Source organism: Levilactobacillus zymae DSM 19395, from assembly GCF_001434115.1.
In the GTDB taxonomy this organism is placed as follows: domain Bacteria; phylum Bacillota; class Bacilli; order Lactobacillales; family Lactobacillaceae; genus Levilactobacillus; species Levilactobacillus zymae.
The window spans coordinates 1-14,512 of the sequence record NZ_AZDW01000026.1 but is presented as its reverse complement, the minus strand read 5'-3'; the positions used below and the strand labels follow the sequence as shown (position 1 = coordinate 14,512).

14 protein-coding genes are annotated in these 14,512 nt (G+C 54.6%); 12 read left to right on the top strand and 2 right to left on the bottom strand.

Features of this window, described 5'->3' with window-relative positions; genetic code table 11:
- Positions 1-72: 72 nt before the first annotated feature.
- On the bottom strand, positions 73-696 hold the full coding sequence (locus FD38_RS06005) for a copper homeostasis protein CutC (protein ID WP_057732297.1): 624 nt from the start codon (positions 694-696) through the stop codon (positions 73-75).
- A gap of 220 nt (positions 697-916) precedes the next feature.
- Here FD38_RS06005 and FD38_RS06000 point away from each other — a divergent pair, with 220 nt between their 5' ends.
- The 3 genes from FD38_RS06000 to FD38_RS05990 all read left to right on the top strand — a co-directional run bounded on the left by FD38_RS06000 (position 917) and on the right by FD38_RS05990 (position 4,925).
- Positions 917-1,780, top strand: a complete 864-nt coding sequence (locus FD38_RS06000; RefSeq protein WP_057732299.1) for a methyltransferase domain-containing protein — start codon at positions 917-919, stop codon at positions 1,778-1,780.
- Between the two features lie 251 nt (positions 1,781-2,031).
- A complete protein-coding gene (locus tag FD38_RS05995; protein WP_057732295.1) occupies positions 2,032-2,544 on the top strand; it encodes a tRNA (cytidine(34)-2'-O)-methyltransferase in 513 nt (170 codons plus the stop codon).
- Between the two features lie 26 nt (positions 2,545-2,570).
- Complete coding sequence (locus FD38_RS05990) at positions 2,571-4,925, top strand: DNA translocase FtsK (protein ID WP_057732293.1); 2,355 nt, start codon at positions 2,571-2,573, stop codon at positions 4,923-4,925.
- Positions 4,926-5,027: 102 nt separating this feature from the next.
- Here FD38_RS05990 and FD38_RS12580 read toward each other — a convergent pair whose 3' ends face one another.
- Positions 5,028-5,147, bottom strand: a complete 120-nt coding sequence (locus FD38_RS12580) for a DUF4044 domain-containing protein (RefSeq protein ID WP_083484143.1) — start codon at positions 5,145-5,147, stop codon at positions 5,028-5,030.
- A gap of 170 nt (positions 5,148-5,317) precedes the next feature.
- Here FD38_RS12580 and FD38_RS05985 point away from each other — a divergent pair, with 170 nt between their 5' ends.
- The 9 genes from FD38_RS05985 (at position 5,318) to FD38_RS05945 (ending at position 14,451) form a co-directional block, all read left to right on the top strand.
- Positions 5,318-5,671, top strand: coding sequence for a DUF3397 family protein (locus tag FD38_RS05985; protein WP_057732291.1), 354 nt, complete (start codon positions 5,318-5,320; stop codon positions 5,669-5,671).
- 201 nt (positions 5,672-5,872) lie between these two features.
- On the top strand, positions 5,873-6,304 hold the full coding sequence (gene mraZ, locus FD38_RS05980; RefSeq protein WP_057732289.1) for a division/cell wall cluster transcriptional repressor MraZ: 432 nt from the start codon (positions 5,873-5,875) through the stop codon (positions 6,302-6,304).
- Positions 6,305-6,331: 27 nt separating this feature from the next.
- Positions 6,332-7,273, top strand: coding sequence for a 16S rRNA (cytosine(1402)-N(4))-methyltransferase RsmH (rsmH, locus tag FD38_RS05975; protein ID WP_057732286.1), 942 nt, complete (start codon positions 6,332-6,334; stop codon positions 7,271-7,273).
- A 50-nt stretch (positions 7,274-7,323) separates the two neighbouring features.
- Positions 7,324-7,725, top strand: a complete 402-nt coding sequence (ftsL, locus tag FD38_RS05970) for a cell division protein FtsL (RefSeq protein WP_057732284.1) — start codon at positions 7,324-7,326, stop codon at positions 7,723-7,725.
- The gene (locus FD38_RS05965; RefSeq protein ID WP_057732282.1) at positions 7,725-9,881 is read left to right on the top strand and encodes a penicillin-binding transpeptidase domain-containing protein; all 2,157 of its coding nucleotides are present in this window, start codon (positions 7,725-7,727) and stop codon (positions 9,879-9,881) included. The genes ftsL and FD38_RS05965 overlap by 1 nt, the downstream gene beginning before the upstream one ends.
- Positions 9,882-9,903: 22 nt before the next feature.
- On the top strand, positions 9,904-10,875 hold the full coding sequence (gene mraY / locus FD38_RS05960; RefSeq protein ID WP_057732279.1) for a phospho-N-acetylmuramoyl-pentapeptide-transferase: 972 nt from the start codon (positions 9,904-9,906) through the stop codon (positions 10,873-10,875).
- 165 nt (positions 10,876-11,040) lie between these two features.
- Complete coding sequence (gene murD, locus FD38_RS05955) at positions 11,041-12,459, top strand: UDP-N-acetylmuramoyl-L-alanine--D-glutamate ligase (protein ID WP_225430821.1); 1,419 nt, start codon at positions 11,041-11,043, stop codon at positions 12,457-12,459.
- Positions 12,460-13,554, top strand: coding sequence for an undecaprenyldiphospho-muramoylpentapeptide beta-N-acetylglucosaminyltransferase (murG, locus tag FD38_RS05950; RefSeq protein ID WP_057732275.1), 1,095 nt, complete (start codon positions 12,460-12,462; stop codon positions 13,552-13,554).
- A gap of 33 nt (positions 13,555-13,587) precedes the next feature.
- A complete protein-coding gene (locus FD38_RS05945) occupies positions 13,588-14,451 on the top strand; it encodes a cell division protein FtsQ/DivIB (protein ID WP_057732273.1) in 864 nt (287 codons plus the stop codon).
- The last annotated feature ends 61 nt before the right edge of the window (positions 14,452-14,512 follow it).

Below are 14,512 nucleotides of genomic sequence, written 5' to 3'. Positions count from 1 at the left end.
GAGGCATAGGAGCACCCCGTCGGGTAACTTCTATGCCTCTAAGCTTAGTATTTTTAAAATGGGCTGATCTAATTAAAGGGTTAGGCTGTTGGTGCCCAGAAAGAAGTTGACCTTGAGCGCGTCGGCCACTTGCGGGATGTCCGTCGCGGCGACTTCGGCCGGCACCAGCGTCAACCCGGCACTGTCGGTCAGGCGCTTAGTAGCGGTCCAGTCGGCCAACCGGTCGGCGGGGTCCCCGGCACTCAGGACCCGTTCAAAGCCCTGGGTGGCTAACCAGTCGATGGCGCCCCCGCGGTCTTGGGGCCGGATGGCGTCCCAGTCGGTACTAAAGGTCATGGTCATGCCGCCAGCCGCGGCCACTAGGGGCCGTAAGCCTTCGCGGTCGATGCGGCGGTTAGCGTCGAGCGCACCTAAAATTACGCCGTCGACACCGAGCTGCTGGGCTTCGAGAAGGTCGGCCTCCATGATTTTGATTTCTACGTCGTCGTAGGGGGTGTTACCGCCCCGCGGCGCAATCACCAGGTCGAGGCTCATCCGGTGCTCGTGGGCGTACCGGACGGCTTCGCCCATGACGCCTTTACTGACAGTGGTCCCGCCCACGGCAAGGTTGTCCGCCAAGGCGACGCGTTTCGCCCCGGCTTCCGTAGCGGCCAACAAGGGGCCGTAGTTTTCTAATAACGGTTCGATTAATCGCAAAACCGATCATCCTTTCTAAACTTGGCCGAATCGCCCGCCACTTCCGGGGAATATGGTACAATGAATGCACTTATTTCACGGGAGTACCGAGAACCTGTCCGACCAAAACGTGATGCGTTAAATGGGTAAGTGTGGTTAAGATGCACCCACTATTTTACGCAGACTCACGGGCGGAAGTAAAGGGATGCTCCTCAGTGGTGATTGGAGCGCGAAAAAGTTTATGAAAAAGATTGATCGGGCCGCGGCCTTTTTAGGCCAGCACGTCGGCCTTTTCCGTTGTCCCGTGTGTCACGACCCGTACGACCACGTGGCCGAGCATAGTTTAGTTTGTCCACAGGGCCACAACGTTGACCTTTCCAAGAAGGGGATGCTGTATTTTATGCAGCGGGCCGTGGCCAGCGAATACGATGACGCGATGTTAGCCGCCCGGCGGCGAATGTTGCAGGCTGGCCTGTTTACCGGAATCACCGATGCATTTGCGGCCCACCTGCCGGCGACGCCCCAGACGATTTTAGACGTGGGGTGTGGGGAAGGGACCCCGTTAGCCGCGGTGTTGGCGCACCGGAATGGTCACGACACGGCCGTGGGGTTTGACATTTCGAAGCCGGGCATCAACCTGGCGACCCAACTCGACACCAAGGCCTTTTTCTGTGTGGCCGATTTGGCGCAGATGCCGTTTACCGACCAGCAGTTTACGGCGGTACTGGATTTATTTTCGCCGTCGGCTTACAAGGAATTCAACCGGATCATCGCACCGGGCGGGCAACTCTTGAAGGTGATTCCCAACGCCGATTACCTGATCGAACTGCGGCAGGCCATTTTCCCGGCCGGCAACGCCCATGCCCAGTACGACAACAGCAATGTTTTGGAACTTTTCAAACAACATTATCCGCAAGCCACCAGCGAACGAATTCGCTACCAGGTCCCGGTCGCTCCGGAACGGTTCGCCGATTTGATGTTGATGACGCCGATGCATTGGGGCGCCAATCAGGACCGGCTCGACCAAGTTGCCGCGCAGCCGTTCCCCGCGATTACGGTCGACGTGACGTTACTATGTGCACAACCGAGCGAGGTAAACCGTTAAAAGAAATTCTGCGCGCCCCTTGAAGACCTGACAGCGGCGTGTTATATTGAGCAATGAGAAATCGTTTGGCGGTCGATATCAGCGGGTAACTGTTAGCGGCTGACAAGTAGTACTTCACTAAGGTAGCTCCTCGCCGTGCCCACACCGAGGAGCTACTTTTTTTGTGGGCTTTAACTTGTCAAAGGCCGGCGGAGTTGACTATAATAATGAAACAGAACGAATGTTTGAGAAGAGAACGGAGAAGAGAATTTATGACCAACCATATTGCGTTATTTGAACCGTTATTTCCCGCTAACACGGGGAACATTGCCCGGACTTGTGCCGGGACCGATACCGTTTTAGACCTGATCAAGCCCCTTGGGTTTTCGGTCGACGACGCACATCTGAAGCGGGCCGGCCTGGATTACTGGGATAAGGTCGACGTACGCTACCACGACAACCTGCCAGCCTTTTTAGACTCGATTGCCGATCCGACCCAACTATATTTAGTTTCGAAGTTTGCCGAACAGGATTACACGGAACCCGATTATTCGTTGAACGATAACGACCATTACTTCTTATTCGGGAAGGAAACGACCGGGTTACCGGAACCGTTCATGCGCCAACACGAAGAAAAGTGTATCCGGATTCCGCAAGATGACAGCCACATTCGGGCGTTGAACCTCTCGAACAGTGCGGCCATCGTGATCTACGAAGTTTTGCGGCAACAAGCTTTTCCGAACTTGGAACGGATTCACCGGTATCCTCACGACAAATTAAAGTAATGACGACTTAGAGAGGAGGCCGCAAGTTGGCGACGAAACGAAAAACGACCCGCCGTAAGTCGACGCGGCGGCGCACCACGAAAAAGACGAGCGCCCAACCTTTCCCGTATACGCGTAACGTGGTGGGGCTGGTCTTATTGGCCCTGGCGGCGTTAGGCCTATTTAATCTCGGCTTATTGGGAGCCCTGTGCGCGAATTTGATGCGGCTGGTGGTGGGGGAAACCTACCCGTTTGGTTTAGTCGTGATCGGCGCGCTGGGTGTCACGTTAGCGGTGACCGGCACCTGGCCCCAGCTAGCCCGCCATTACTGGACGGGTAGTGGCCTGATCTATGGCGGCTGGCTGTTATGGGCCAGTGCCACGGCCTTTGCGACGGCCGACCAACACAGTGGTTTTCTGGCGACGGTCTGGCACAGCGGCTTAGCCGATCTGGTCTCGGGCGGCCGGACCACCGATTTAGGCGGTGGGCTCATTGGCGCGTTAGGGTTGTCCGTGATTGCCTGGTTGATCGCCCTACTGGGAGCCCAGATTGCGGCCTGGCTGATCATGGCTGGCGGGGTCCTGGTCTTCTTCCAGATTCCGTTGACCGACGTTCAACACGCCTTACAGCGCAGCGGACAGTGGCTGGGCCGGGGACTTACCGGCCTGACGCAGGCCGTCCAGCGCGGGCGCACACAGCTGCAAGCCCGCCGGCAGACACCGGCGGACACGGGCACGTCGAGTGACGACAAGGACCTTCCGGAGCCCCGCAGTACCGGGGCACCGAAAGCGCCGACGCCGAAACCCACGTCACAGCCGGCTGACCCGCCGGCCCAACCCAGCTATCATGTGACCGTGGCGGCGAACGAAACGTCACGGCCAACGACCACACCAGCCGAACCGGCGACCGACAGCGAGTCGACCGAACCGCTGGTGGGCAATACCGAGGTCGATCCCAATTATCAATTACCGACGCCCGACCTGTTGAAGCAGGTCCCACCGGTCGATCAGACCGAAGAGGTCAACGCCATCGACGCCAACACCAAGATTTTGAAGCAGACGCTCGATAGTTTTGGGGTGGATGCCGAGGTGAAAAACGTCAGTCTGGGGCCGTCGGTGACCGAGTACGAATTGCACCCGGCCATCGGGGTCAAGGTCTCCCGCATCGTGAACCTGGCCGACGATTTGGCCCTCGCCCTGGCCGCTAAGGGAATTCGGATTCAAGCACCGATCCCGGGGAAGTCCTTGATTGGAATCGAAGTGCCGAACAAGGAAGTCTCTACGGTGGCCTTTCGGGACGTGGTCGAGGCTCAACCGCCCCATCCCGGGCATCCCTTGGAGGTGCCGTTGGGCCGCAACGTGACGGGACAGGTCGTCACCATGGATCTGACCAAAATGCCCCACTTGCTGATTGCCGGCGCGACCGGGAGTGGGAAGTCGGTGGCGATTAACGGCATCATCACCAGTATTTTGATGAACGCCCGCCCGGATCAGGTCAAAATGATGCTGATTGATCCGAAAAAAGTGGAATTAAGCGTCTATAACGGGATTCCCCACTTGCTGACTCCGGTAGTCTCCGAACCCAAGAAGGCCGCGCGAGCCCTACATAAGGTGGTCGCCGAGATGGAACGGCGCTACGAACTGTTCTCGCAATTCGGGCAACGCAAGATCTCGGGGTATAACGCCTTCGTGAAAAAGGCCAACGCCGAAGATAATCAGGCGCGGCCGACTCTGCCGTACATCGTGGTCATCGTCGACGAATTGGCCGACTTGATGATGACGGTGTCCAGCGAGGTCGAAGACGCCATTATTCGGTTGGCCCAGATGGGGCGGGCCGCCGGAGTCCATATGATTCTGGCCACCCAACGACCTTCCGTTGACGTCATTACCGGTTTGATCAAGGCCAACGTGCCGTCGCGTATCGCCTTCGCCGTTTCCAGCGGGATCGATTCGCGGACCATTCTGGACACCAACGGGGCCGAAAAGCTCTTGGGCCGCGGGGACATGCTCTTTCAACCGGTGGACGCCAATTCGCCCGTCCGGGTGCAGGGGGCGTTTATTCCCGACGAAGACGTCAGCAACGTGGTCGACTTTATCAAGCAACAACAAACGGCCGATTACGATGAAGACATGATGGTGACCGACGAGGAGCTGCAACAAGACGAAAAGGGCGATAGCGACGACGAATTGTTCGACGACGCGTTAGCCTTTGTGGTGGACCAGCAAAAGGCCAGCACCTCGCTGTTGCAACGGCGGTTCCGCATCGGGTATAACCGGGCCGCACGCATTATCGATGACTTAGAGCAACGGGGCTATATTGGCCCTCAAGAGGGGAGCAAACCCCGGCAGGTCTACAAGCAACCGGATTCGCCAGCGGATTCACAAGATTCGCCGCAGCCTTAGGTCTGTTAAGTGAACGAAAAAACAGCACCATCAAAAAATAACGCCCCACCACTTAAAAATGTGATGGGACGTTATTTTTAGTTTAGTCAAAATTAGCCGTGATTAGGAAGTCATGATTGAGGAAATGGCCCCGAAAATCAATGAGCCTAAAGTTGCAATAATCATAATCCAAACGAAAACGTTCGTGATTTTTTGGAACGTCGATTTCTTTTTCTTTTCCATATTAGCTTAAGCCACCTCTTTACGTGCGTTTCTACCCAAATAGTGTACCGTGGGCGCGGCGGAATTGCAACCGTTGGGCGGACTTCCGTGCGTGAATTTTAGCAATCCGAATTGCAAGTTAATCGGGAAATCTCTATAATAAAACGGAAATTAAGCGTGGGGGGATCAACATGAAGTTTTGGGTATCACCCGCGGGACAACTCGTGATCTTACTGGTGGGGTGGCTAGTCATCACGGGGGTTCGGCGGCTTAGTCGACGACGGTGGCCGGCGGCGTTACTGACCTGGGATCTGATGACACCGTTACTGATCATTTGCAGCCTCCTCTTGGTCCCCAGCGGGGCGGGTAACGCTTTGCCCTGGCTGGTGATGGGCTGGATGCTGATTGGCATTGGGGTCGCGTTAACGCAAGCGATTCACAATCATGAGTTGCTGTACCCGCAATTTATGAAGACGTTTTGGCGGTTATCGGACCTTTATTGGCTGATTGGGTTTGTGAGCTGTTTCCTACTTACAATTAGTTAGAATAATGCATAAATATGAATTTAATTGATTATTGACCCATTTTGTTGGGGGGTTAAAAACCGTTTCCAGTCACGATGAACAGGTGTTCGTCGTGGCTTTTTTGGTGTTGGTGGGGAAATTTATAAAAATTCGGAAACGTTGTGGTAGAAAGTGGGGGGGTGTGGTAAACTTGGGACTAGTTACAAGTAAGGGGGATTGGCTATGTTCATGGGCGAATTTGAGCATTCAATTGACGCCAAGGGCCGGCTGATTATCCCCGCCAAGTTTCGCGAACAATTGGGCAATCATTTTGTGGTGACCCGGGGCATGGATGGGTGTTTATTCGGTTACCCCATGTCGGAATGGGCCACGTTACAAGACAAGCTCAAAACTTTACCAGTGAACCGGAAAGATGCCCGGGCCTTTGTCCGCTTTTTCTATTCAGCGGCCACGGAATGTGACCTGGATAAACAGGGCCGCATCAACCTGCCCCAGACCTTACGGACCCACGCCGACTTAGTGAAGGCGTGCGTTATCGTGGGGGTGGCGAACCGGTTTGAAATTTGGAGTGCTGAGCGCTGGGCGGCTTTTTCCGCCTCGGCCGAAGCGAACTTTGACGATATTGCTGAAAATCTAATTGACTTTGATCTTTAAAAGATCTTGGCGAAAGGAGCGTGCCCATTGGAAGACTTTCATCACGTTACGGTACTTTTAAACGAAGCGGTGGCTGGGTTGGCGATTCAACCAACCGGCACTTATGTGGATTGCACGCTGGGTGGCGGCGGTCACAGTCAACACATTTTGGAACAGTTGACGACCGGTCACTTGTATGCTTTTGATCAAGACCAAACGGCCATCGATTATAATCAAGAACACCTGGCGGCGGAATTAGCCGCCGGGAAGGTAACGTTCATCAAGAGTAACTTCCGCGACATTCAGGCCCAACTGGCCCAACGCGGTGTGACTCAGGTGGATGGTATCTTATACGATTTAGGGGTTTCTTCACCCCAGTTTGACGAGGCCGACCGCGGGTTTAGCTACCAGCACGACGCGCCCCTCGACATGCGGATGGACCAATCCGCACCATTAACGGCCTGGACGGTGGTTAATGAATGGTCGTTTAACGAACTGATGCGTATTTTTCACCGGTACGGCGAAGAAAAATTTGCCAAACCCATCGCTCGCGCCATTGAACGTCACCGCGCCACGGCTCCCATCGACACCACGGGGCAACTGGTCGACATCATCAAGGAAGGGATTCCCGCGGCGGCCCGCCGGCACGGGGGACATCCCGCCAAGAAGGTCTTCCAAGCTATCCGGATCGCCGTCAACGACGAATTGGGGGCGCTGGAGGCCTCTCTGGAACAGGCCATCAAGTTGTTGGCCCCCCACGGGCGCATCAGCGTGATTACCTTCCAGTCCTTAGAAGACCGGTTGGTGAAGACCATGTTTCGCGAACAGTCGTCGTTACCCGACTTACCACACGGGCTCCCGGTCATTCCGGCCGACCTACAACCGGATTATAAGCTGGTCAACCGGAAACCGATTCTGCCATCCGAAGCGGAATTGGCCGCAAACCACCGGGCCCATAGTGCTAAATTACGCATCTTAGAAAAGCTTTAATAAGCCCCCTGATGAGAACTTAATTATTCGACATAGGAAGATGATTATTTATGGCGCAAAATAGCTTAGCAGAAGCGCTTCCGTTATCTACGGAACCGCAACAACGCCCAAACATAGAACATCCACAACCGCGTGTGCGGCCTCAGGGGCAACCCCAAGGGCAGCCGCGGCGGCAAAAATTACCCGTTTCCAAATTTGAAAAATGTCTGGTCACGGCCTGTGGTTTAGTGCTGGCTGTCTTAATGGTTTGCGTTGTTTCCGCCAAAATTGCAATGAGTAATGCTCAACGTGACTTACAAACGGTCAATCAGACCACGGCCACTTATCAAAACCGCAACACCAACGCGCAACAAGAGATCAACGAGTTGCAGAGTCGGAGTCGGTTGGATAAGATTGCGCAGAAGCAGGGCCTGAGTTTGGAAAATGCGCGAATAAGGACTGTTAATAAATAATGAATGATTCCCCAAAGCATCCCATGAAGAATACGAACGCGCGCAGAAACCGGAAGATCGTTGGCCAGTTTCTGTTTTTCCTTTTCATCGGCGTTTTTATCCTCATTGCGGTGCGTTTTTCTTACATTTCGATTGGTAAGAAGGTCCAAAACGTTAACCTTAGTGCGGCGGCTCAGAAATTGTATACTGCAAATGAGACGCTAAAGGCGAAGCGTGGGACCATCTACGACGCCAATGATCAACCCATCGCCGAGGATACCAGCGTATACTCGCTGTACGTGGTCCTGGATAAGCGGCAGGTGGGCTTGAATAATCAGAAATTGTACGCCACAAATAAACCCAAGATTGCGAAGGTCCTGGCGAAGTATCTGCCGATTAGTGAAAAAAAGGCCCTCAAGATTTTATCCCCCAGCAAGGGCACGCCCTTCCAAGTTGAGTTTGGGACGGCCGGGCAGAACATTTCGCTGGCCACCAAGCAAAAAATCCAAAGTTACCATCTCAGTGGAATCAACTTTGTGCAGCAAGAATCCCGGTTGTACCCGAACGGGGTCTTTGCCTCCCATTTGATTGGGTTGGCTCAGGCTACGACCAAGGACAACCAAACGACACTGACCGGAAGTATGGGGATCGAACAGGCCTTCAACAAGGAATTGACCGGTAAGGACGGTTCCCAGAAGATCAAGAAGGACATGTACGGTTACCAGCTACCAGGGACTAAGCAGAAATACAAGAAGGCCCAAAACGGGGACAACGTTTACACCACGTTGGACACCCGCCTGCAAACATTGCTCGAAACCGAAATGAGCAGCGTGCAAAGTCAGGTCAAGGCCAATTCGATGAACGCCGTGTTGATGAACGCCAAGACGGGCGCCATTTTGGCGGCCACTCAACGGCCGACGTTTAACGCCACGACCAAGGCGGGACTCGGCCAAATTTGGCGGAATACCCTGGTCCAAGACGCCTACGAACCCGGCTCGACCATGAAGATCTTTACGCTGGCTTCTTCTATTAATAGTGGGAACTACAACGGTAACGCCACCTACCAGTCTGGGCGGTATACGATCGGTAACCAGGTCGTTCCCGATTGGAACACTTCCGGTTGGGGGACCATTACCTACAACAAGGGGTTTGCGGTCTCCAGTAACGTGGCCATGGCGCACCTGGAACAACAGATGGGGGCCAAAACTTGGAAGAAATATATCAACCGGTTCCACTTCCTGAAGAGTACCAATTCGGGGCTACCGGGTGAACTGAGCGGGAGCATTGCCTTTTCACGGCCCATCGAGCAGGCCGATACCTCGTTTGGTCAGGGGATTCAGGTCACGGTTTTCCAGATGTTGCAAGCCTTAACGGCGGTCAGCAACAACGGGACCATGATGAAACCCTACGTGATCAGTAAGGTGGTCAATCCGAACACCAACAAGACGGTCAAGGCCTATTCACCAACCAAGGTCGGCACGCCGATCACGGCCAAAACGGCCAAGGCTGTCCGGAAGCACATGGAAGACGTGGTCTACAAGAGTTACGGTATCGGGAGTGACTACAAGATGAGCGGCTACAAGGTCGCCGTCAAGACCGGGACCGCGCAAGTCAGCAACGGTAAGTCCGGGTACCTGTCGGGCGACGACAATTACCTGTATTCCGTGGCAAGCATGGTGCCGGCCAATAATCCCAAGTACGTCATGTACATCACCATGAAACAGCCCCATCTCGGGAGCAAGACCGCAACGCAATTGTTAGCGTCGATCATGAAACCGGTCATGGCGCGAGCCTTACAGGAAGATAGTCCCACCACGACTAAGACCACCAAGATGCCGACGGTCACCGGCTCCTCAGTCACGACAGCCACGAATAAGCTGAGCAAGTTGGGGATGACCGTGACCACGTTAGGGAACGGCACCAAGGTTCAGAAACAATCGGTTAGTGCTGGAACGGCGCTATACCAAGATCAACGCGTCTTTCTCACCACCGGCGGCACCGTCAGCTTACCAAGTTTGACGGGTTGGTCGAAGGGTGATGTGGTAAAATTAGCACAGTTAGTGGGGATCAAACTGACCGTCAACGGCGACGGCTACGTCACCAAGCAGAGTTTAAAGGCTGGGGCGACCGTCTCGTCGGGATCGGAATTGACCATCACGTTGAAACAAAATAAATGAGAATAAGGATTGAGTAGAAAACATGATAACTGCACTTGTGCCCCTTTTGGGTGGCTTTATAATTACAGTGGCGTTTATGCCGGCATTGATTCGTTATTTCCGGGCCCGGCACGAAGGACAAATGATTCGTGAAGAGGGACCGACTTGGCACGAAAAGAAGTCGGGGACCCCGACAATGGGCGGCCTGCTGTTCATCATCGCCATCATCGTGATGACGTTGGTGACCAGTTGGGCGCTGGCCCCGCACCACGTGTTGTCCACCACCTGGATTCTATTGTTCATCCTGATCCTGTACGGCTTTTTGGGCGCGTGGGACGATAGCATTAAGCTCTTCCACCGCCAAAACGAAGGGCTCAAGGCCTGGCAAAAATTGCTGGGACAAATCGTGGGGGCGTTGTTGCTTTTCTGGGTGTACGCGCACGAACACTTACCGATGTCCTTAGCCATCCCCGGTCTGGGCGAATGGCACATGGGCTGGGTGTACGCCCTGTTCGCCATTATCTGGCTGGTCGGCTTTTCCAACGCGGTGAACCTGTCCGACGGATTAGACGGTCTGGTCAGTGGCCTCGCCAGCATTTCCTTTGCGGCTTACGGGGTCGTGGCCTGGCAACAGCAGCAAGTGAATATTAGTATCTTTTGTTTTGCCGTAGTCGGCAGTCTGTTAGGGTTCTTGATCTTTAATCACAAACCGGCCAAGATTTTCATGGGGGACACCGGATCGTTAGCGTTAGGGGGCGCCTTAGCCGCCGTATCGATCCTGTTGCATCATGAATTATCCCTACTGTGGATTGGGCTGGTGTACGTGATTGAGACGGCCAGTGTTATTTTGCAAGTGGCCTCGTTTAAATTAACGGGGAAACGGATCTTCCTGATGAGTCCAATTCACCATCACTTCGAGATGTTGGGGTGGAGTGAATGGAAGATCGACCTTACCTTCTGGAGTGTCGGTCTGCTGACCGCCTTGACGGGTGTCTGGGCCATCCTTGCAAAGTAAAACCAAATTCCGGCTAATGGGCTAACTGGGCTCGTTAGGGTCAAGTTAGCCCATTTTTTGACTGGTGTACGGTACACTTTAGGAAATCCCAACGGTATGGCCGGGGTGCCGGTTAGGGGCAACGTTTGACTTGTCCGGCATTTTACGGATACTTTTACATGAGAAATTACCTTTAAAAATTATTGGAACGGAGAGCGAGTAACTATGAAACAGATCACGACGTATGCCAACCAACGGGTGTTAGTTTTAGGGTTGGCCAAGAGTGGCTTTAACGCCGCTAAGCTATTGAAGCGGTTAGGCGCACAGGTCACGGTCAGTGACGTCCAACCCTTAGCCCAGAACACGGAGGCCCAGGAATTACAACAGGCGGGCTTTACCGTGGTGACCGGGGAACAAAAGCCGGAATTGTTGGATGCTGGGTACGATCTGATGGTGAAGAACCCGGGGATTCCGTACGACGTGCCGATCGTTAAACGGGCCTTAGACCTGAAGTTACCCATCATCTCCGAAATGGAGTTGGCGAGTGAAGTCGCCGAAGCCGAACTGGTCGCCGTGACCGGGAGTAACGGCAAGACCACGACCACGACCATGATCCAAAAGATGTTGGACCATGACCGCACGGCCGGTCACGCGGTCTACGCCGGTAACATTGGGATTCCGGCCAGTCAGGTCGCCCAACAAGTCACGGCGAGCGATACGTTGGTCTTAGAAGTTTCCAGCTTCATGTTGGTGGGGACCACTACGTTCCATCCCCACATCGCGGTGTTGACCAACATCTTCTCGAATCACCTGGACTACCACAAGACCCGGGCTAATTACGTGGCCGCTAAGATGAAAATCACGGCCAACCAAACGCCGAGTGATTACTTCGTGGTCAACTTTGACAATCCGGAATGGCGTGAATTGAGCACCCATTCCAAGGCCCAAGTCGTACCGTTCTCCCGGCAAAACGTGACCCAGGATGGTGCCTACGAGGACCACGGGACCCTGTACTTCAGAGGCGAAGCCATCATGCCCGCTGACGAAGTCAAGGTTCCCGGGGACCACAACATTGAAAACGCCCTGGCAGCCATTGCGGTGGCGAAGATCAAGGGGGTCAGCACCGGCTCCATCGTGGCCGTGCTACGGGCCTTTGGGGGCGTGCGTCACCGGACCCAGTTCGTGTTAGAAGCCGATGGTCGCCAGTATTACAACGATTCGAAGGCCACCGACATGGAAGCCACCGAAATGGCTTTGAAGGGCTTCAAGGCCCCCGTCATCTTACTCGCCGGGGGCTTAGACCGCGGCTACACCTTTGAAAAGATGATTCCGGCCTTTAAGGACCACGTCAAGGCCATCGTCTTGTTCGGGGAAACGGCGAACCTGTTGGCCGAGACCGCCAAGCAGGCCGGTATCAAGACCATTAAAATGACCAAGAACCCCGAGACCGGGGTCCCCGTGGCTTACGAGCTTAGTGCGCCCGGCGACATCATCCTCTTATCGCCAGCCAACGCCAGCTGGGATCAGTACCCGAACTTCGAGGTACGGGGCGATAAATTTATCAAAGCCGTTGAAAAGTTAACCGGTAAACAGGAGGAAGTTTAAATGCGATTAATGGTATCGGGCGGCGGTACCGGGGGCCACATCTATCCGGCCCTGGCACTGATCAAAGCCCTCAAAAAACGCGACCCCAACGCCGAGGTCATGTACGTCGGTTCGGAACGGGGCCTGGAAAGTTCCATCGTTCCAGCCAAAGGGATTGCCTTTAAGGCGACCCGCATCCAGGGATTTAAACGGTCCCTGTCCTTAGAAAACTTCAAGACCATCTATCTGTTCTTAAAGAGCGTGCACAGCGCCAAGCAGATGATTCGGGAATTCAAACCCGACGTGGTGGTTGGGACCGGGGGCTACGTGTCTGGTGCCGTAGTTTATGCGGCTAGTCGGTTACACGTGCCCACGATGATCCACGAACAAAATAGCGTGGTGGGGATCACCAACAAGTTTCTGAGTCGCTACGTGGATAAGATCGCCTACGTTTTCGATGCGGCGGTCGATCAGTTACCGGCCAATAAGATGGTCAAGACCGGAAATCCCCGGGCCCAGGAAGCCGCCGAAGTGGTCAGTCACTTCAGTTGGTCGGAATACGGTCTGCAAGACGAGGTCCCAACGTTGCTGATCTTCGGGGGCTCTCAGGGGGCGTTGAAGATCAACGCGGCCACGGTCGCGGCGATCCCTCAATTTAACCAACGTCAATACCAAGTGGTCTTCGTGACCGGTCAAAAGCGCTACGATGGCGTCATGGACCAGCTAAAGGACGTGACGGTGGCCGCTAACGTGGTGGTCAAGCCCTACATCCCCAACATGCCGGAGGTCTTACCGAAGGTCGCAGCCATCGTGGGTCGGGCCGGGGCGACGAGCCTCGCCGAAATCACGGCCGACGGGATTCCGTCGATCCTGATTCCTAGTCCGTACGTGACGGCCGACCACCAGACGAAAAACGCGCAGTCGTTAGCCAGTGTAGGGGCGGCGGAGATCATCAAGGAAGCCGAGCTATCGGGCGATACCCTGGTGGCCAAGGCCGACCAATTAATGAACGACGGGCACTTGCGGCACGACATGGCCGTCGCCTCCAAGCACTTAGGGGTGCCGGATGCGGCCGACCGGGTCTTGGATGTGGTCCTGTCGTTACAACGGAAATAGGACCGGTAATCTAAACAGTGGAGGTGGACACGCGTGAAGTTTCGGTTGAACCGAAAGCAGTCCCAGCAACCTAAGACCCGGGACCTGACGCCGTGGGAAGCCTACCAGTCACGGGCGGCCCAGCGGCGCAAACAAGCTCAGACGCCCAAGTGGTTTCGGCGCGCAAAGCGAATCGGGGATAAGCTCCCCCGGTTACGGCATCAGCGTAACCGCAAGTTAGCGCGACGCCTGACGCTCCTGTTAAGTATCTTTTTGGTGGTGATCGGCCTGATGGTCTACCTGGTCTCCCCGTTAAGTCACGTTCAGACGGTACGGGTACAGGGGGCCCACGCCTTGTCCGCGCGGCAAGTTCAGCGAGCGGTCGGGGTGTCTACCGGTGATTCGATCTTTAAGGTCTGGGGTCACGAAAAGAAGTTGCAACAGCAAGCGTTACGGCACAATTCACGGCTCAAACACGCCACGGTCCAGTTTCACCAGCCCAACCGGGTGACCGTGCGGGTGGTCGAATACATCACGGCGGGCTACGTGATGCGCCAAGGCCAGTATTACGAGGTCTTGGAAAACGGGATAGTGAGTCAACAGTCGGTGACCCAACCCAAGAGTGGCACGCCGGTGTACGGCAATTTTAAGTCGGCCAAAACGCTACACCGGATGATTTTACAGTATGCCCAATTGAGTACGCCAATTAAACACAGCATCAGTGAAATTCAGGCCTCACCGACCAAAACGAACCCCCAACGGGTTCATTTGTTCATGAATGACGGTAACGAGGTTTACGCGAGCCTGAACACGTTTGCCCGCAAAATGGCGTATTATCCGAGCATCGCTAGCAAGATGAAACAAAAGGGCGTCGTTAATTTAGAAGTGGGCGCTTATTCGTACGCCTTTAAGAAATAATTTCATTCCTGAATTATTCACCAGAAACTCCAAAATCCCCATCAAACACATGATTCAAGTG